This is a genomic window from Fervidibacillus halotolerans, assembly GCF_026547205.1.
Classification (GTDB): domain Bacteria; phylum Bacillota; class Bacilli; order Bacillales; family Caldibacillaceae; genus Fervidibacillus; species Fervidibacillus halotolerans.
Map to the genome: position 1 here is coordinate 539720 of NZ_CP106877.1, position 19699 is coordinate 559418.

At 38.4% G+C, this 19699-nt stretch carries 15 protein-coding genes; 12 read left to right on the forward strand and 3 right to left on the reverse strand.

Translation table 11 applies throughout. From position 1 onward, the window contains the following. The first annotated feature begins 7 nt into the window (after positions 1-7). Complete coding sequence (hemH, locus tag OE105_RS02525; protein WP_275421159.1) at positions 8-946, forward strand: ferrochelatase; 939 nt, start codon at positions 8-10, stop codon at positions 944-946. A gap of 306 nt (positions 947-1252) precedes the next feature. Here the strand turns inward: hemH and yhfH are convergent, their stop codons facing one another. Further along, positions 1253-1390: a protein YhfH gene (gene yhfH / locus OE105_RS02530; RefSeq protein ID WP_275421160.1), complete on the reverse strand. Its 138-nt coding sequence runs from the start codon at positions 1388-1390 to the stop codon at positions 1253-1255. Between the two features lie 215 nt (positions 1391-1605). Between yhfH and OE105_RS02535 the strand changes: the two genes are divergently transcribed. The 6 genes from OE105_RS02535 to OE105_RS02560 all read left to right on the forward strand — a co-directional run bounded on the left by OE105_RS02535 (position 1606) and on the right by OE105_RS02560 (position 7080). Next, positions 1606-2343: an MBL fold metallo-hydrolase gene (locus OE105_RS02535; protein ID WP_275421162.1), complete on the forward strand. Its 738-nt coding sequence runs from the start codon at positions 1606-1608 to the stop codon at positions 2341-2343. 24 nt (positions 2344-2367) lie between these two features. Continuing rightward, a complete protein-coding gene (locus OE105_RS02540; RefSeq protein WP_275421163.1) occupies positions 2368-3360 on the forward strand; it encodes a lipoate--protein ligase in 993 nt (330 codons plus the stop codon). Positions 3361-3605: 245 nt separating this feature from the next. Further along, positions 3606-4634 carry an ABC transporter substrate-binding protein gene (locus OE105_RS02545; RefSeq protein ID WP_275421164.1) on the forward strand — a complete coding sequence of 343 codons (1029 nt, stop codon included), beginning with the start codon at positions 3606-3608 and terminating at the stop codon, positions 4632-4634. 108 nt (positions 4635-4742) lie between these two features. Then, entirely contained in the window at positions 4743-5459 is a 717-nt protein-coding gene (locus OE105_RS02550; protein WP_275421165.1) for an AzlC family ABC transporter permease, read from the forward strand. Beyond that, entirely contained in the window at positions 5456-5770 is a 315-nt protein-coding gene (locus tag OE105_RS02555; protein ID WP_275421166.1) for an AzlD domain-containing protein, read from the forward strand. The genes OE105_RS02550 and OE105_RS02555 overlap by 4 nt, the downstream gene beginning before the upstream one ends. A gap of 35 nt (positions 5771-5805) precedes the next feature. Further along, the gene (locus OE105_RS02560; protein WP_275421167.1) at positions 5806-7080 is read left to right on the forward strand and encodes a M48 family metallopeptidase; all 1275 of its coding nucleotides are present in this window, start codon (positions 5806-5808) and stop codon (positions 7078-7080) included. Between the two features lie 76 nt (positions 7081-7156). Here the strand turns inward: OE105_RS02560 and OE105_RS02565 are convergent, their stop codons facing one another. After that, entirely contained in the window at positions 7157-7396 is a 240-nt protein-coding gene (locus OE105_RS02565) for an IDEAL domain-containing protein (protein ID WP_275421168.1), read from the reverse strand. Between the two features lie 230 nt (positions 7397-7626). Here OE105_RS02565 and OE105_RS02570 point away from each other — a divergent pair, with 230 nt between their 5' ends. Then, complete coding sequence (locus tag OE105_RS02570; RefSeq protein WP_275421169.1) at positions 7627-8232, forward strand: competence protein ComK; 606 nt, start codon at positions 7627-7629, stop codon at positions 8230-8232. Here OE105_RS02570 and OE105_RS02575 read toward each other — a convergent pair. Continuing rightward, positions 8202-8567, reverse strand: coding sequence for a YhjD family protein (locus tag OE105_RS02575; RefSeq protein WP_275421170.1), 366 nt, complete (start codon positions 8565-8567; stop codon positions 8202-8204). The two genes, OE105_RS02570 and OE105_RS02575, sit on opposite strands and share 31 nt — an antisense overlap. Before the next feature lie 185 nt (positions 8568-8752). Between OE105_RS02575 and OE105_RS02580 the strand changes: the two genes are divergently transcribed. From OE105_RS02580 to addA, 4 genes are all read left to right on the forward strand, one after another. After that, the gene (locus tag OE105_RS02580; RefSeq protein ID WP_275421171.1) at positions 8753-10741 is read left to right on the forward strand and encodes a S9 family peptidase; all 1989 of its coding nucleotides are present in this window, start codon (positions 8753-8755) and stop codon (positions 10739-10741) included. Between the two features lie 577 nt (positions 10742-11318). Next, entirely contained in the window at positions 11319-11945 is a 627-nt protein-coding gene (locus OE105_RS02585; RefSeq protein ID WP_275421172.1) for a TVP38/TMEM64 family protein, read from the forward strand. 323 nt (positions 11946-12268) lie between these two features. Continuing rightward, positions 12269-15739, forward strand: coding sequence for a helicase-exonuclease AddAB subunit AddB (gene addB, locus OE105_RS02590; RefSeq protein WP_275421173.1), 3471 nt, complete (start codon positions 12269-12271; stop codon positions 15737-15739). Next, positions 15736-19503 carry a helicase-exonuclease AddAB subunit AddA gene (gene addA / locus OE105_RS02595; RefSeq protein WP_275421174.1) on the forward strand — a complete coding sequence of 1256 codons (3768 nt, stop codon included), beginning with the start codon at positions 15736-15738 and terminating at the stop codon, positions 19501-19503. The genes addB and addA overlap by 4 nt, the downstream gene beginning before the upstream one ends. The last annotated feature ends 196 nt before the right edge of the window (positions 19504-19699 follow it).

Here is a 19699-nt window from a genome sequence, read left to right on the forward strand (position 1 = left end):
GAGAAAAATGAGAAGGAGACTCGGACTACTCGTTATGGCATACGGTACACCTTACAATGAGAAAGATATTGAACCGTACTTTACCCATATCCGTCATGGAAGGAGACCTACGGATGAAGAACTACAAGATTTAAAAGAGCGGTATAAAGCCATCGGCGGTATTTCACCTTTAGCGAAAATCACAAACAATCAAGCGGAAAAATTAGTCGCCCATTTAAATAGCAAACAGGAGGAATATGAATTTCAATTATTTATCGGCTTAAAACATATCCATCCTTTTATCGAAGATGCTGTACAGAAGATGTATAAGGAAGGAATAAAAGAGGCCGTAAGCATCGTATTAGCCCCCCATTATTCTACCTTCAGTATTAAAAGTTATAATGAGCGGGCAAAAAAAGAAGCTGAAAAACTAGGAAACTTACAAATTTCTTCGGTTGAAAAATGGTACGATGAACCGAAATTTATAAATTATTGGATTGACCAATTGAAACATATATTTCAAACGATGGAGGAGGATGAACGAAAACGTTCGGTTGTTATATTTTCCGCCCACAGTTTACCAGAACGGATATTACAGGCGAAGGATCCGTATCCGGAACAATTGGAGGAAACGGCGAAATTGATTGCGGAAGGGGCAGGTGTGGAAAATTATGCAATCGGATGGCAAAGTGCAGGAAACACACCCGAACCATGGCTAGGACCGGATGTGCAAGATTTAACGCGGGATTTATTTGAAAAACATGGATACACGTCCTTTATTTATTGTCCAGTTGGTTTTGTGGCTGATCATTTGGAAGTGTTATATGACAACGATATCGAATGTCGACAAGTGACAGATGAGCTAGGGGTTCGTTATTATCGTCCAAAAATGCCGAATGACGATCAACTGTTTATTGAAGCACTTGCTGACGTCGTTTTAAAAACGGTGAAGAAGAAACGTTTGTAAAGGGGCTGTCAAAAGAACAGCCTTTTTCTTTGAAAATAAAATACGATTGATTTCATTTCGATAGTGGCGCTTTCCGGAGGTACGGCTTAGCCTTTTCCACTTGCAAGCCCATCTGCGGGGCCTTTGACTCATGCTGTACCCGATGGGGTCGTTGCAACCTTCTCTTTCATCAATTTAGGGACTGATCGGACAGTCCCTAAAATTTATATACGTGAAATGAATAACTAGAAACCTAGACTAGGAATGTGCCCCAGTTCGTTCAATCGCCGACTGGGGCTTAAATCAGGAGACAGACATTCGAAAGGATTAATCCAAATCCTTCAAACCGATACAAGTAAAACAAGTGTTTCCGTAACATTCATGCTGTTCTTCAATTGGTTTCCCACAATTGGAACATAATTTCGGTGGTAAATTTTCAAAAAACTCTACAATTCCAGTGATCATTTTCTTACGAATCCCCCTTTGTTGAATAGATCGAGTTATACATATTGTATTATAACAAATATATAAAATCAATACTGTTTTACTACAAAACCAAGCCCATTTCTTTGTCAAACATTGTATGGTACAATGTTTTCGAAACGGATTGTGTCCCTTTTTTTTGTTAACCAACTATTTGCTTAGTGTGAACGATGAAAATGAAGGTGGTGAAATAACGGTTGAAATTGACGGTGATCGGATTTTGGGGAGGCTATCCGAACGTCAATGAGGCTAGCTCCGGGTATTTACTACAACATGAAGGTTTTCACCTCTTGATTGATTGTGGGAGTGGTGTTCTGGCCAAATTACAGCAGTTTATTAAACCAACCGATTTGGACGCATGTATTATTAGCCATTATCATCCGGATCATACAGCCGATATTGGGGTTTTGCAGCATGCCTTTCTTATCCATGGATTTATTTCCGGAGAAAAAAAGCATCTTCCAATTTACGCCCATCCCCATGATGAAAAGGGTTTTTCCTCTCTTACATATAAAGATATAACGTCAGGAAAGGCGATTGATTTAAATGAAAAACTTACGATTGGTCCCTTTTCCGTTACTGTTCACCAAACGAAGCACCCTGTCCTTTGTTACGCTTTCCGTTTTGAAGCTGATGGGAAAACCCTTGTTTATACTGCAGATGGTTCATTTTCAAAGGAATTGATCCATTTTTCAAAGGACGCGGATGTCCTGCTTGCAGAAAGTAATTTTTACGCAGGAATGGATGCAAAACAGAGTGGACATATGACGAGTGAAGATGCGGGACGTTTAGCGGAGCAAGCGAATGTCCGCAGACTTATTTTGACCCATCTTCCCCATTTTGGAGTGAAGGAAAAATTAGTCGAAGAAGCCGGTTTGTATTATAATGGCCCGATCGAATTGGCAGAAACGGGAAAACAATGGATCATTTCATAAAGCAATAAACGGAGGTTGAGTAATATGCTATTTGTTGATAATAAAGGAATTCATGATCCACAAATCAATTTAGCGATTGAAGAATATATTTTAAGACATTTGGACATTAACGAAACGTATTTGCTATTTTATATTAACGAACCGTCAATTATCGTCGGGCGTAATCAAAATACGATTGAAGAAATTAACACTGAATATGTAGAGAAAAATAATTTAAAGGTTGTCCGCCGTTTATCTGGTGGAGGAGCGGTTTATCATGATTTGGGAAATTTAAACTATAGTTTTATTACGAAGGATGATGGAAACAGCTTTCATAATTTCAAAAAATTTACTGAGCCAGTCATTAAAGCGTTACGTAAATTAGGGGCGAATGCGGAACTTCAAGGACGAAATGATATCGTAATCGACGGGAAAAAGGTTTCTGGAAATGCCCAATATTCTACAGGAGGAAGGATGTTTACCCACGGTACTCTTCTGTTGAATTCCGAACTTGGAAATGTTGCTTCCGCACTGAAGGTGAAAAAGGAAAAAATTGAATCGAAAGGAATTAAATCCGTTCGAAGTCGGGTGGCAAATATATCCGAATTTTTGCCGAACCCGATTACAATTGAACAATTCCGACAATATTTATTAGAGAGCATTTTTGCGGAACAAGGTGGCGAAGTACAAGAATACGTATTGCAAGATAAAGATTGGGAAAAGATCCATGAAATCTCGAAAAACCGTTACCAAAATTGGGAATGGAATTACGGAAAAAGCCCGAAATTTAATATTCAACATTCTCGACGCTTTCCTGTAGGTTCTGTAGATGTCCGCTTCCAAGTAGATAAGGGAATCATTCAAAGTTGTAAAATATTCGGTGACTTTTTTGGCGTAGGAGAAGTGGAAGATATTGAAAAACGTTTAATTGGAATCCGATATGATCGGAAAGAAATGGCCAAAGCGTTGGAAGATGTGGATATTAAACATTATTTCGGAAATATTGAAAAGGATGATTTCTTAAATTTAATTTATTAAAAGATTCACTCTAGGCTCCGACTATAACAGTCGGGGCTTTTTTCATCAAAATTTATGGATCGGTCTTTTCGAAAACGAAATTTTATTGAGTGTTGTTTAAAACCGTAGAAATAATTGAATTTTCCTTTTAGACCTATGTAAAAAATAATTTTACATATAAATAATATTCGAAAAATACTTGACAAAGTGATTGTTAAGATTATAATGTATTTAACACAATTTAGCACTTTAAAGGGGGATAAAAAATGGGGAAACGAAATTTAGGGATTCTTTCACTTCTCCTGGCCATCATTTTCATCCTTGGAGCGTGTGGTGGATCAAATAATAGTTCCGATGGTGGAGACAATGGAAGTGACAATGGGGAAGGGAATGAGACTCAGGAAACTACATATGAAGTAGGGATTAGTTTGTACGTTGACCATCCGAGTTTGAATGCGGCGGAAGAAGGATTTAAAAAGGCATTGGAAGATGCGGGATTGAATGTGAAATATAATAAACAAAATGCTCAAGCGGATCCGAATACAGCTAAAACGATTGCTCAAAACTTGGTAAATGCAGGTGTGGATTTAATCTTTGCTAATGCGACACCGAGTGCTCAGGCAGCTGTTAGTGAAACGAAGTCGAATCCGATCCCTGTCGTATTTACTTCGGTGACCGATCCGGTAGGAGCCGAATTAATCGATTCTATGGAATCACCCGGGGGGAATGTTACGGGAACGGCAGATATGCATCCCGATGCAATTCCAAATACGATCAAATTTATCGCTGAACAAATGGAAGCCAAAACGATCGGGACGATATACAACGCAGGGGAACAAAATTCGGTGAAACAGATTGAAGTGATGAAGGAAGCGATGGATGGTACTGGTTTGGAACTTGAGGAAAAAACCGTTGCCAATACGTCTGAAGTAAAACAAGCGGCAGATTCGTTAGTTGGAAAAGTGGATGTTATTTTTATCGTAACGGATAATACGGTTGTAAATGGATTGGAAGCAGTGATATCCGTTGCTGAAGACAATGATATTCCATTGTTTGTCGGTGAGCTAGACTCTGTTAAGCGCGGGGGATTTGCCGCCTACGGATTTGATTATTTTGATATCGGATATGAGGCAGGCGAACTGGCTGTAAAAATTTTGAAAGATGGAAAGGATCCGTCTGAACTACCTGCCCAATATCCACAAAATTTAAAACTTGTTATTAACAAAAACGCTGCAAAGGAAATGGGAATCGAGTTAAAATCTGAATGGGATAATATGGCGGAATATATAGAATAGATGGAGTTACAAGACGACTATGGTTTTGAATTTAATCGGGAACCTTTGCGGAAGGGTCGAGGTTTAGTTTTCTCGGCCCTTTTCATTCAAAGGAGGAGATTGATATATATGCAGGTGTCAACGGTCGGACAGATTGGCAGTTCGTTAAAAACTGGTTTACAGGCGGGGGTACCCATTGCCATCGGTTATATGCCCATTGCGATTACATACGGTTTTATTGCAAAAGCAACGGGTCTTTCCTTAATAGAAACGGTGTTGATGAGTGTGATTGTTTTCGCAGGGGCTTCCCAATATATGGCTCTTGACATGATTACGAAACAAAGTGGCGGATTCGAAATCATTATAACGACATTGATCGTAAATATCCGACATTTTTTAATGAGCGCATCTTTAAATGGAAAAGTTGAAAAGGATCATCCACTTAAAAAGGCAATTTATTCCTTTGGTATTACGGATGAAACCTTTTCCGTTGCTGCTGTGCAAAAGGGGAAAATTTCAACGAGTTATATGCTTGGACTAAATTTCATATCATATATTAGTTGGGTCGGTTTTTCCGCTGTCGGTTATATTGTTGGTGCCGGTTTGCCTGATGTTTTCCAAGAGGGGATGTCAATCGCTTTGTATGCGATGTTTATCGGACTTCTCGTACCGTCGATTAAAGGAAACCGTAAAGTATTGTATTTAGCGGTTGTAGCTGCTGGATTCAATTCCCTCTTTACATTCTATCAACTTATGTCCATCGGTTGGTCGATCGTCCTTTCCACATTGCTATCTTCTGTACTTGTTGAATGGGTTTGTTGGATTCGAAGGGAGCGGATCGAATGAGTAGTTCAATCATTTGGATGATCATTGGAATGGGACTAGCCACCTATTTACCACGTATGCTACCCCTTGTCGCTTTACAAAATGTTCAATTCCCCCCTTTTTTAGAAAGGGTGTTGAGAAATGTACCTTATGCAATTTTAGGTGCGTTAATCTTTCCAGGGGTACTATTTATCCAAGATGGGAAGCTTTGGTATGGGATTGTGGGAAGCGTCGTCGCCTTTTTTTTGGCTTATCGAGGGATTAATGTTGTTATTGTTGTCATTGGATCAATTATCGTTTTAACCGTCATATCTTTTATAATTCCTGTTTAATTTAAAAAATTGGAAAAGTGAGATGATGGATGGCGATGTCAAAGAGAAAAATAACAATTTACCTCATCATTGGTTATTTGATTTATCTAGGTCTCATCTATTTATATCTTTTCCATTGGGATAAAGGTGACATTTCCCCGGAAATAGCCGGAACTTCCGTCGATCCATCCATATTTATGACGGAAACTGAGCGAATTCAGGCCGAACAGTATTCGTCGATTCGTCATTTTCTCTTTTTCTTGCAGATTCCGTACGAATGGATTTTTTATTTCCTTCTACTTTTATTCGGCTGGGGAAAACGGATGGAGAAATTGGCTGAACAAACATCTACGTTTCAATTGATCAAAATCGGGGTCTTTTCCTTTTATTTCTCGGTCCTTTCTTTTATCGTTTTTTATCCCATTCGATTTGTCTCATGGGTTTATGCGAAAAATTATGGCATATCAACCCAGTCCTTTTCCTATTGGATGAAGGACCATCTGATTCGTTTTTGGATCGATTTCCTTTTATTATTTCTCATTATGACCGTTGTCATTTTCTTCATTCGAAAAAAGGGTGAGAGATGGTGGTTGTATACGTGGTTTTCAGCAGTTCCTTTCGTTCTTTTTTTCATGTATATTCAACCGGTAGTGATCGATCCCCTTTATAACGAATTTACTCCCCTTACTAATAAAAGCTTGGAAGGAAAAATTTTGTCATTGGCGGAAGAAGCTGGAGTGGATGCAGAACATGTTTATGAAGTAGATATGTCTTTGAAAACGAATGCTTTAAATGCTTATGTAACGGGAATAGGGGGGAATGCACGAATTGTGTTATGGGATACGGTCATCGAACGATTGGATGAAGAGGAAATTTTATTTATTATGGCTCATGAAATCGCCCATTATGTAGAAAAGCATATTTATATCGGAATTGTAGGATATTTACTTCTTTTATTCATCGGGCTATTTTTCACAGCGAAATGGATGAATGTGGTTATCCGGAAATTTGGGAAGATATTACAAATCGATTCTTTAGGGAGTTTATCGTCCTTTCTATTAATCATTGGGATGATTTCTGTTCTTTCCTTTTCCGCCAGCCCATTGGTCAATGCGGCATCCCGCTATCAAGAAATGCGTGCGGATCGTTACGCTATTGAAACGGTGAAAAATGTGGACGCTGGTATTTCAACCTTTCAGAAATTGGCGAAATCTAGCTTGTCACAAGTCAATCCTCCGATCTTAGTGAAATGGTTTCGATATGGTCATCCAACTTTAAAGGAACGAATTTTGTTTGTGGAATCGTATCGTGATTCTTATGAAAAACAATAATCAGATTATGAAATTTTTTTAAAACGGTGGCTATGTCCAAATGATATCGTAGAAAAAAACTGCCCAATTAGCAGTTTTATGCATTCAATTCTGCTTCAAGTTTTTTTAACTGTTCGACCAATGTAAAAAATAGTTCTTTGTCCTTTGCATCTAAACTCGAATCAATTTCCCTTTTGATTTTTTCTCTTTTTTCTTTAAGGAGGGATTCATGCAGTAAAATATCAATATACAAGGTTTGAACGAATTTTTCTTTATTTTGCATTTGAACCGTTCGATATGCCTTCGTCAACTCTGAATATGAACGTTCTTTATTCATCTTCCAGGCTCCTCCTTTCTTTATGTTTTTCCCACGACCCTCTCTGACGATCAAAATATTTATTACATATTATATTGGAAAATAGTTAAAAACACAATAAAATTTTAAAATGTTCTGAAAAGATATTAGCATCCTTTTAATCGCAAAAGTCAAATTATTCGTGACAATAATGAGTTAGTATGATATAATTTATTTGAATTTTGTAAAAATATGAGAAAGGAGAGAGAATTTTGTCGGATAAGAAGTGGAAGTTGCATGAAGAATTTTATCTATCTCCACAAACGATGGCTATTTTACCTATCCAGTATGGGAGCAAAACGTATTCGAAAATTTTAGAACTGAATCGAGAAATTACAACTCCTTATAAACCATTAGACGTTATAAAGAAAAGTTGTCGTTTTTATGCTTCCAGCTATGATGGAAGAAGGGAGGGAACGAAGGAACTGATCGGTGTTACCCATAAAGCACCAATTGTCATCGATCCAATCCAATCCATCTATGTTTTCCCAACAGCTTCACCGACGAGTCCAAAATGTGCCTGGATCTCTTATGAACATGTCATCGATTATCGACCTGTCTCAAAGATGAAAACGGAAGTGACCTTACAAAACGATGTGACTATTCAACTGTCCATTTCTACGTATTCTTTTGAAAATCAATTGTTTCGAACGGCTCATTTACAATCGAAAATTGTAAAGCGATTGCGAGGCTGGTATAAAGAAAATATGATCCACCCTGTAGAGATGCAAATGGAGGCAGCGGAAAGGAAGAAAATGTACCGTTATTATTCGAAACTGCTGAAAAATTATTCCGGATCAAATCGTTTATATAAATGATAAGCCAACAATTCTTCTACTTTATTTCGTATACTCGGATTAAAATAGCTGTGATATTCCTCATATCCCCTGTAAACAAACAAATAGGTTGTAAACAACTCATCCCTTTTTACTTCGTGAATTTTCATCCCTTGCCTTTTTAATTCCCTTTTTATTGAAAATAATTGTTTTTGTACGAAAATTAATGTTTGTTCGATCCAGTCTTTATATGGTTTTGGCAGTTTAAAGGGGCTCTTGTCAACGGCGATTAAATCCCTCTCCAAGACTTTAACGAGCATCGGATAATAAATAGCCTGTTCCAATAAATCTCGTGATTCGGATGGAATATTTGACACAATCAACCCCTCCAAAAACAAGAACATAAGTTCGTATTTATAATGGTATATGAAATTCCAATGAAAATCAATGGTTTTATATTTCTTTTATATAAAAAATCCCTCTGAAAGAAGGAATTTTATTAAGGGTGTCGAAATATATGAGATAAGAATTTGTGAAAATGAAATCAAGAAGGGTGAGAAACATGTCATTAAAAAGAGGGATTCAAGCAAAAGATTTGTACGAGTTAAAATCGGTAAGTGATCCGAACCTTTCACCGGATGGAAATTTGGTTGCCTTCGTTCAAACGACCATTTCTGAAACGAAAAACGCATATGTTTCTAATCTGTTTGTTTACAATCGGCAAACGAAACGACTTTCCCAATGGACATTTGGTGAAGACAGAAATATTTCGCCAAGATGGTCGCCGGACGGAACTCGCCTAGCGTTTGTGTCCAATCGATCGGGAAAAAATCAAATTTATATCATGGATATTAGCGGAGGTGAGGCAGAAAAAATTACAGATGTGGAAAACGGGGCATCCAATCCAGTTTGGTCACCGGACGGATCAAAAATTGCTTTCACCGTCCCACTTAAGCCTGGAGAAGGATTAAAAACAAAAGAAAAGCAGGAAGACGAGGAAGAAAAACCCGTTCCTTTCGAAGTGGATCGATTGAAATATAAATCCGATCATGGGGGATTTTTTAACGGTAAATACGATCAGATTGCTGTAATCGATGTGGAAACAAGGAAAATGGAACTGTTGACGGAGGGAGAAACAAATCATTCGCTAGGTGGTTTTTTACCGGATGGTTCAAAGATTGTATTTGGAGCGGATTATTCATCGGATAAGGATTTTTCATTTATTGAAGATTTATATTTGTTGGATATGAAAAGTAAGGAAAAGGAGAAAATTACCTCCGGAAGAGGGATGTTTTTCAATCCATCCTTTTCCCCTGATGGTCGATATATCATATTTTATGGACATGAACGGGAATTTCAAAATGCAACATTGGTGAAAATTTGGCTATACGATATAAAAGAAAAAACGGTAACTTGCCTATCGGAAAATTGGGATCTATCTGTCGGTGACTATGCGATAGGGGATTTTCAACAAGGGGTAACGATGCCGGCACCGCTTTGGTCTGAGATGAGTGAGGGAATGTACTTCACCGCATCTAAAAAGGGGAGCACAAATATTTTTTATACCGATTTATCGGGAAATGTGAAACAAGTGACGAATTTGGATGGCCATGTGTATGGACTGTCAAAAACTGAAAATCATTTCGCTATCGCGACCATTAGCTGGCCGGACCATCCCGGTGATGTATATGAAGTAGATTTACAAACAGGAACGATCCAGCCGTTAACAGAAATGAATAATGATTTCTTAAAAACTGTCCAATTGGTCAAACCGGAACCGATTCAATTTCAAGGTGCGGAAGGTTGGACGATTCACGGCTGGATTATGAAACCGTTACAGTACAAGGAAGGAGAAAAATACCCATTAATTTTGGAAGTGCACGGCGGTCCCCATGCGATGTATGCAAACACATATTTTCACGAATTTCAAATGTTGGCAGCTAGTGGCTATGCAGTTTTATATACGAATCCAAGGGGAAGTCACGGTTACGGACAGAAATTTGTCAATGCCGTCCGCGGAGATTATGGAGGCAATGATTACAAAGATGTTATGGCGGCCGTTGACTATGCGTTGGATACATTCGATTTCATTGATGAAACACGATTAGGAGTCACAGGTGGTAGTTACGGTGGATTTATGACGAACTGGATTGTCAGTCATACGAATCGATTCAAAGCTGCCGTAACGCAACGTTCCATTTCCAACTGGGTAAGTTTTTATGGTGTAAGTGATATCGGTTACTATTTTAATGAATGGCAACATTTAGTTGAAAAAAATGATGTGGATGCTCTTTGGAACATCTCTCCTCTCGCTTATGTAGACAAAGTGGAAACACCTCTCCTAATTTTACATAGCGAGAAGGATTATCGATGCCCAATCGAGCAAGCGGAACAATTATTTATCGCATTAAAGCATCGGAAAAAGAAGGTGAAATTCATCCGTTTTCCGGAATCAAACCACGAACTTTCACGAAGTGGAAAACCGAATTTGCGTGTTGCACGTCTTGAATATATAAAAGGTTGGTTTGATGAATTTTTACATGAAAGATAAAATCATCTGAAATCGATGGAGATAAAATGAAAGCATAGGCATTTATATGATTTCAAAATAGGGGGATCTCAACGGTATTTAATCCCATGGATTTTGAAAACTTTCAATATATAAATCGTAGGCAACATCATTTCTATGGTGTTGCCCACTTTTCTATTCGGGATTTACTTTTCAAGAGTACATTAAAGGCCCTTTCATTTTTCCTACCATAACAAATTCTCCTATTTCAATCAGAACCACTCTATCATCAGCTGAAGGCTTTATGATTCAAATCCGTTCCTATTCCCCTTATTTCTTCTGAAAATAATCTGGGGATTTATCAAACAATTTCTACAGAAATTTAGGCTCATAAATCTGATTTTTTCACATAAACCAGTTTTTGTTTGGTGCTGGAAAAAGGATAAGATGACAAAAAAATTACTTATTCATTGAATCCATTTTCTGTTTCGTTCGTATATAGATTGAAAATATTTTTTGATACAATTGATTATGATAAGATTGTATTGAAAAGCAGATTTTTGCAAGAGGGAACGAAGGGAACAAGACTAGTACAAACGACACATAAGGGAGACGTTTTATGGATTTTACTTTTATAGAGGAATGGTTCACACTTGAAAACTTAATGAATCTTATACAAAGTTATCGATCCTTTGGGCCGTTACCAGGAATTATCCTCCCGCTAATTGAAGCCTTTTTGCCTTTTTTACCCCTTTTCCTTTTTGTTATGGCTAATGCCAGTGCTTTCGGGTTAGGATTTGGATTTTTATTCTCTTGGACCGGTGCCTCCATCGGTGCGTTACTCGTTTTTTCCATCGTCCGAAAATATGGACAAAAGCGATTTTTATCCTTTATAAAAAATCATAAGCAAGTGAATAAAATGATTAACTTTGTAGATAGGCATGGTTTTAGCCTTATTTTTCTTTTACTTTGTTTTCCCTTTACTCCTTCTGCAATCGTCAATATTGTTGCTGGTTTATCGAAAATCAATATTTATCAATATGGTCTTGGTGTATTAGCGGGGAAAATGGTGATGATTTTTACAATCAGTTTCATCGGACACGATATCCCTTCTTTAATTCATAAACCGAAACAAACGATTATTGTTTTAATCATCATTTTCGTTCTTTGGGTAGTAGGAAAACAGGTGGAAGCTAGGTTAAATAAACGGATGGAAAAGGAACGATCCTATGAAAAACACGATTAAAAAGAAAAAATGTTACGCAATTACGGTACCTAAATCATTTAGCCGATAGGTATCGCTTTTTTCTTTTTTTACCCAATTCGTGGGAAAGGACGGACGTAACCGCCCATCAATTATCGTGCTTCCAGAAAATTCCTTAGAAAACAAGAAGGAACTAAAGGTGGAATGGAAACGATGACGTCCCTTGTTCCCATTCGATTCAAATATGGATGCAAAAGGAATGTCTTCGTTGCTTGTTGAATTCGTCCATATTCATTCCTATGTTTATGGTAAAATGGGAAATACAAAATGACACATAGTTTAGTTCATAGATTGGGGGGATCTGTATGTCACTCCGCTTTGTAATCGGCCGGACGGGTAGCGGGAAAACATCCTTTTTGATGAAGGAAATAATCGATCAACTACAAACTGATCCGATTGGTGAACCAATATATTATATCGTTCCAGAGCAGATGACCTTTTTATCCGAATATAAGCTCGTTACTCATCCGAAGATCAAGGGCATGTTTCGAGTACAAGTATATAGTTTTACCCGGCTTGCATGGCGGATATTGCAAGAGACCGGAGGAATAAGTCGCGTTCATTTAAATTCTACTGGATTAAATATGTTGATTCGACGAATTATCAACGAAAAAAAAGGGGATTTTCGAATTTTTAAACGAACCTCCGACCAGTTGGGATTTATCGACCAAATGGAAAAAACGATCTCGGAATTGAAACGGTATTGCATAACGGAAAATGAACTTTCAGAACATAGTAATCGTTTGGAATTGGGTACAGAATTAAAAGATAAACTCCATGATATGGAAATTATATATCGCCACTTTGAACGGGCAATTCAAGATAAATATGTCGGTAATGAAGATTATTTGACCCTGTTGGCAGAAAACATAGGCAAATCCTCTTCGCTGAAACATGCGACGATTTATATTGATGGATTCCATAGTTTTACACCCCAGGAATTTGCCGTGATCGAGCAATTAATGAAAGTGGCAAAGAGGGTGACGGTTGCGTTAACAGTTGATGCTCCGTATCGTCGCTCGGTTCCTGATCATCTAGAATTATTTCGAATGACAGGAAGTACATATGCTTCCCTTTTTGAAATTGCAGAACTTAATGAAATTCCAATTGAAAAGGATATCGTTTTAAAAGAAGTCAAACGATTTTCTTCCCCGTCCCTTCAACATTTGGAGCAATTTTTTAATCGACTACCCACCCCGTCCTTTAACGGGAAGGGAGATATTTCCATTGTTTCTGGAGCAAATCCTCGGGCAGAAATCGAGGGGGTGGCGAGAAAAATTATATCCTATGTACGGGATAAACAGTTTCAATTTAAAGATATCGCTATTTTTGTTCGTAACGGCCAAACTTATTATGAACTATTCGAAACGGTGTTCTCCAATTTCGACATTCCCTTTTACATCGATCAAAAACGTTCCATGTTGAATCATCCATTAATTGAATTTATTCGATCCACATTGGAAATTATCACAGGAAATTGGCGTTACGATCCGGTTTTTCGTGCGATTAAGACGGATTTACTCATTCCAATGGATGAACCGATTGATCAATGGCGGGAAAAAATGGATCGTTTGGAAAATTATTGTCTCGCATTCGGTATCCAAGGGGAGAAATGGACACGGAAGGAAAGATGGCGATATAAAAAGTATCGAGGACTCGATGGGGATATTCCTCAAACGGATGAGGAATTGGCATTGGAAAAGGAATTGAACGAAAGTCGTGCCCAAGTATCTACACCGATTATTCGGTTAGCCAACCGATTGAAAAAGGCGAAAATAGGAAAAGAATTTTGTCATGCTCTATTTTTGTATTTGGAAGAATTAGAGATTCCCGCGAAATTAGAAAAGATGAAATTGGAAGCGGAACGGCAAGGAAATCTCACATTAGGTAGACAACATGAACAGGCATGGAATTCGGTAATCGATTTACTCGATCAATATGTGGAAATTCTCGGGGAGGATCAAACAGACGTGAAACAATTTGCCTCCGTTATCGAATCCGGGTTGGAATCTCTAACGTTTTCCATCGTTCCTCCCGCATTAGATCAAGTGATTATCGCCGATATGGAATTATCCCGTTTGTCGGATGTAAAGATTGCTTTCGTCGTCGGTTTAAACGATGGGATTTTGCCTAAAAAATATGAAGATGAAAGCATTTTTTCAGATGAAGATCGGCAAATGTTACAAGCATTAGGAATGAATTTAGCACCATCTACGAAGGAACGATTAGCTGATGAGGAGTTTATCGCTTACAAAGCGTTTACCGTAGCATCGGATTATTTAATTCTTACCTATCCGTTGGCCGATTCGGAAGGTAAGGCATTGGTTCCTTCGCCATATCTTAAACGTTTGAAAGACATGTTTCCCGACCAGGAGGAACTGTTTTTTGGAAATGAACCGAATGATGTATCTCAAGAGGAGCAGTTGGAATATCTCGTCAATTGGAATGAGGCAATCACCTATGTTACGTACCAATTACAACTATTAAAGAAAAATTACCCGATAGAACCGATTTGGTGGGACGGGTACAATTTACTGATCAATAGTGAAAAGAAACAAGACGCGATGAATGTATTTTCCAGTTTGTTTTATAAAAATCAGCCGATGCCTTTAACTGAAAGGACCGCAAAAGAGCTGTATGGCGAAAAACTACAAGGAAGTATTTCCCGAATGGAGCGATTTAATAGTTGTCCATTTTCCCACTACCTTTCTTACGGTTTGAAGTTAAAGGAACGGGAGGTTTTTCGATTGGAAGCCCCCGATATTGGCGAATTGTTCCACGGAGCATTAAAAGTAATTGGCGAACGGATTAACGATTCGAATCTTTCATGGGCAAGTTTAACGCAAGTTCAAATTCAAAGACTCGTTCGAGAAGCCGTCGAACGTTTAGCTCCGAAATTGCAAAATGAAATATTACACAGTACGAACCGTTATCAATATTTGAAACGAAAATTAGAAAAAGTTATTTGGCGAGCGACGAATGTCCTAAGTGAGCAAGCGAAAGCTAGTGGATTTTCACCAATCGGAATGGAAGTCTCCTTTGGACCAAAGGGGAAATTTCCCCCTGTTCGATTCCGTTTGAAAAATGGAACGACGATGGAGTTGGTCGGCCGAATCGACCGAATTGATAAAGGAGAAAACGAAAGGGGAGTTTTTTTACGAGTTATCGATTATAAGTCGAGTAGTCGGGATATAAATCTTGCAGAAGTTTATTACGGATTGAGCTTACAAATGTTAACGTATCTCGATATAATTTTACGTTATTCGAAACAACTGATCGGTCAAGAAGCAGATCCTGCAGGAGTTCTCTATTTCCATATTCATAACCCGACGATTAAAGTGAACAAACCGTTAACGTTTGAAGAAATCGAAGAAGAAATATTTAAACGGTTTCGAATGGATGGCCTGATGTTAGCGGATGCGGACGTGATTCGCCTAATGGATCAAACATTGGAAAGTGGGACATCGAAAATTGTCGCAGCTGGATTGAAAAAAGATGGAACGTTACGGTCGAGTTCAAAAGTGGCAAGTAAGCAGGATTTTGATATTTTGCGAAAATTTATCCATCATACCTTTCAGAAAACGGGAAACGACATCGTTGAAGGTCGTGTTGATCTTTCCCCGTATAAAATGAAGGACAAAACTCCTTGCCGTTTTTGCCCATATAAATCGGTCTGTCAATTTGATCCGACTATGGAGGAAAATCAATATCGAATTTTATCTCCGTTAGATGGAGAAGAAGCACTGGAATTGGTGAAGGGAGTTGTTCGATCATGAGTATTCCAGTAAAACCAAAGAATGTGACGTGGACGACCGATCAATGGCGGGCCATTTATGAAAGCAGACGTGATATTTTAGTCGCAGCAGCAGCCGGCTCAGGAAAAACTGCTGTTTTAGTAGAACGGATTATTCAAAAAATTATCGATGAAAAACATCCCGTTGATGTAGATGAATTATTAGTCGCAACGTTTACGAATGCATCTGCTGCAGAAATGCGCCATCGGATTGGTCAAGCGATCGAAAAGGAAATTGAAAGGAATCCAAATTCCCATCATTTGCGAAAACAACTACAATTGCTGAACAATGCATCAATTTCCACTTTACATTCCTTTTGTTTAAATGTGGTACGGAAATATTATTACATGATTGATATCGATCCCGGTTTTCGTATCGCCGATCAAACAGAAATGCTATTAGTGCGCGATGAAGTTGTGGAAACGATGTTGGAGGAGGAGTATGGCAAACAAAATCAAGATTTTTTCCAATTGGTTGATTTATTTACAAACGATCGAAGCGATGTGATTTTGCAAGATTTAATTTTAAAATTGTACGATTTTTCCCGGTCGAATCCATATCCAAATGAATGGCTTGAAAAGATTGTGGGAATGTATGACACGTCGACCGTTGATCAAGTGGATGATTTACCTTTCATCGAGCCACTATTGATCGATATTGAACTCAATTTAAGAGAAGCGAATCGTCTGTTCCATGAAGGTCTTGAATTGACGAAGTTGCCTGGAGGTCCTCACCCCCGTGCGGAAAATTTTTTAGCGGATATCGAACTAACTGAAGCACTTATTTCTGCAAAAAATGAATCCTTTGAAACGTTATTCCATGCTATGCAACAAGTGAAATTTTCAACCTTAAAACGATGTTCTGGAGATGAGTTTGATCAAGAATTAGTAACCAAATCTACAAATCTTCGAAATAAAGGGAAAAAAATAATCCAACATTTAAAGGAGACATTTTTTTCCCGTAAACCGTCCACCTTTTTACAAGATTTACAGGAAATGAAACAACCGGTTCGTACATTAGTCCGACTCGTACGTGACTTCAGTGCGAAATTCGAACAGGTGAAAAGGGAAAAAGGAATCGTAGACTTTTCAGATTTGGAACATTACGCCTTACAAATATTAGGCAAAAGGAAATCGAAAAACACGGCATTGGAACCGACGGAAGCGGCACTCCATTTTCGCCAACGGTTTAAAGAAGTGTTAATCGATGAATACCAAGATACGAATATGGTCCAGGAAACGATTTTACAATTGGTGAAAAAGCCGACCGAAGAAAATGGAAATTTATTCATGGTCGGAGATGTAAAACAATCGATTTACCGATTCCGCCTTGCAGAGCCCAATCTATTTTTACAAAAATATTTGCGCTTTTTTAGCAAGAAAGAAGGTGGAGGACTACGGATCGACTTGGCAAAAAATTTCCGGAGTCGGAAAGAAATTTTAGACGGAACAAATTTTTTGTTCAAGCAAATAATGGACAAAAAAATTGGAGAAATCGACTATGATGAAAGGGCGGAATTGAAAAAAGGTGCACCTTATCCAGAGGATGAACCTCATCCTATCGAGCTTGTAATTATCTCGAAGGAAGGGGAAGAAGAAGAGCCCGCTACTCATTCAATTGAAGAAACGGATGAATTTGCAAAAGAGGAATTGGAACAGTCGGAAATGGAATCCCGTTTTGTAGCCAGAAAAATTCGTGAACTTATCGATTCAAAAAAACAAATTTTCGATCCGAAGACGAAAACGTATCGTCCGATTCGCTATCGGGATATCGTCATTTTATTTCGTTCCTTTGTATGGGCCCCCCAATTTATGGAAGAATTAAAGGATTATGGAATACCGGCGTACGCAGATATGTCAACGGGGTATTTTGAAGCTGCGGAAGTATCTACCATGTTGGCTCTTTTGCAAATCATCGACAATCCGTACCAAGATATTCCTTTAGCTGCTGTATTTCGTTCTCCGATGATCGGATTGAAGGAAGAGGATTTGGCTCGCATTAGGATAGCGGATCGTAAAGGAACATTTTATGAGGCGGCGAAGGCTTTTGTACGTCATCCTGTACGGGATAAAAGGGATGAATGGATCCATAGTAAACTAACTTCCTTTTTCAAAAATCTAAGTAAATGGCGTTCCATGGCAAGGCAAGGAGCTCTTTCAGAATTAATATGGGCGTTGTATCGGGATACAAATTTTTACGATTTCGTCGGAGGACTTCCCGGAGGAAAACAGCGACAAGCGAATTTACGAGCCTTATATGATCGAGCGAGACAATATGAATCAACATCTTTCCGGGGGCTGTTCCGTTTCTTACGCTTTATCGAAAAGATGCGAAAAAGAGGGAGCGATCTCGGTACCGCACGAGCATTAGGGGAGCAGGAAGATGTCGTTCGTTTAATGACGATTCATGGAAGTAAAGGATTAGAATTTCCCGTCGTCTTCATCGTCGGCCTGGCGAGGAAGTTTAACTTTTCGGATTTAAAACAAAATTATTTATTAGATAAGAATTACGGTTTTGCCACAAATTATATGAATGCGGAAAAACAAATCACTTATCCTTCCCTGTTCCATATGTCGATCGCAAGGAAAAAACGGTTGGAACAAATCGCAGAAGAAATGCGCGTTTTATATGTTGCTTTAACAAGGGCGAAGGAAGCATTATATTTAGTTGCGTCCGTTAAAAATATCGATGAGGAATCGGAAAAGTGGCAAAAACATTTAGACAATCCCGATTGGCTTTTGGCCGATTACGATCGGATGAAAGCGGAAAAATTTTTAGATTGGATTGGTCCAGCGCTAATTAGACATCGGTCTGGCCACATATTAAGACGTGAAGACGAGCAAAAGGAGGATTTAACCAATCGGGAAATTTACAATCATCCATCGGAGTTTATCATCAATGTAATGACGAGTGAACAGTTTGAAAGAAGCCAGGAGGAGGAAAAAAACGAAGATCTCGATTTCTTAACATTAGTTAAAAAGGGGGAGCCGATTCCAGTACAATCATCTTTTCGAAAAAAAATTGAAGATCAATTAAATTGGACATATCCATATATGGAGGCGACTGTATTTCGTAGTAAGCAATCCGTTTCTGAACTTAAAAGGTTAAAAGAAATTCGTGATGTGGAAAGTGGCGAAGATCTATTACCGACTTGGAAAAAACCGATTACAACCCGTCCAAAATTTATGCAAGAAAAATCACTGAGTCCAGCGGAAAAGGGAACGGCCATGCATATGGTCATGCAACATATCGATTTAACGATGAAACCGACAGAAAGCTCCCTCAAATCGCTCCTTTTTTCCATGGAACAAAAGGAATTATTAACACCGGAGGAAGCAGAAGCGATCGATATTTCCGCCATACTATCTTTTTTTGAAACGGAGATAGGAGAGCGATTGTTGCGAGCAAAATGGGTGAAACGGGAACTCCCCTTTAGCTATACGCTTCCCGCTCGTGAAATTTATTCGACACAGATTGAGGATTCAATTTTTATCCAAGGAATTATCGATTGCCTGTTTCAAGATGATCAAGGTTTGATTCTTTTAGATTACAAAACCGATCAAATTACCAGACGATTTAAAAACGGTTTTGAGGGAGCAAAACCGATCTTATTAAACCGATATAAAATTCAAATGCAGTTGTATAAGCGGGCAGTGGAAGGGATTTTGAACAAATCGTTGGCCGAAACGTATTTATTTTTCTTCGATGGCGCCCATCTTTTACAGGTAAATCTGGAACAATCATAAAATGTATGGGATTTTCAAAAGGTTGAAAAAAAGTTTTTGGGCATGCATCTTTTTACGAAATAAGCCTTATCTAATAGAACATCTTTGAAAAAATACCGTCAAATCCACCATAGGCTTTGGGAAACAACGAACTTTTGCCCTTCACCATTATTGGGGGAGGGCATCTTTGGAAACAACGCTATTTAACGGGTGATAG

Excerpts from the sequence above, each read along its gene's own strand:
- OE105_RS02555 (WP_275421166.1), top strand. The coding sequence starts at position 5,456 with ATGAGTAGTTCAATCATTTGGATGATCATTGGAATGGGACTAGCCACC.
- OE105_RS02550 (WP_275421165.1), top strand. The coding sequence starts at position 4,743 with ATGCAGGTGTCAACGGTCGGACAGATTGGCAGTTCGTTAAAAACTGGT.
- yhfH (WP_275421160.1), bottom strand. The coding sequence starts at position 1,390 with ATGATCACTGGAATTGTAGAGTTTTTTGAAAATTTACCACCGAAATTA.
- OE105_RS02585 (WP_275421172.1), top strand. The coding sequence starts at position 11,319 with ATGGATTTTACTTTTATAGAGGAATGGTTCACACTTGAAAACTTAATG.
- addA (WP_275421174.1), top strand. The coding sequence starts at position 15,736 with ATGAGTATTCCAGTAAAACCAAAGAATGTGACGTGGACGACCGATCAA.
- OE105_RS02565 (WP_275421168.1), bottom strand. The coding sequence starts at position 7,396 with ATGAATAAAGAACGTTCATATTCAGAGTTGACGAAGGCATATCGAACG.
- addB (WP_275421173.1), top strand. The coding sequence starts at position 12,269 with ATGTCACTCCGCTTTGTAATCGGCCGGACGGGTAGCGGGAAAACATCC.
- OE105_RS02540 (WP_275421163.1), top strand. The coding sequence starts at position 2,368 with ATGCTATTTGTTGATAATAAAGGAATTCATGATCCACAAATCAATTTA.
- hemH (WP_275421159.1), top strand. The coding sequence starts at position 8 with ATGAGAAGGAGACTCGGACTACTCGTTATGGCATACGGTACACCTTAC.
- OE105_RS02580 (WP_275421171.1), top strand. The coding sequence starts at position 8,753 with ATGTCATTAAAAAGAGGGATTCAAGCAAAAGATTTGTACGAGTTAAAA.
- OE105_RS02560 (WP_275421167.1), top strand. The coding sequence starts at position 5,806 with ATGTCAAAGAGAAAAATAACAATTTACCTCATCATTGGTTATTTGATT.
- OE105_RS02545 (WP_275421164.1), top strand. The coding sequence starts at position 3,606 with ATGGGGAAACGAAATTTAGGGATTCTTTCACTTCTCCTGGCCATCATT.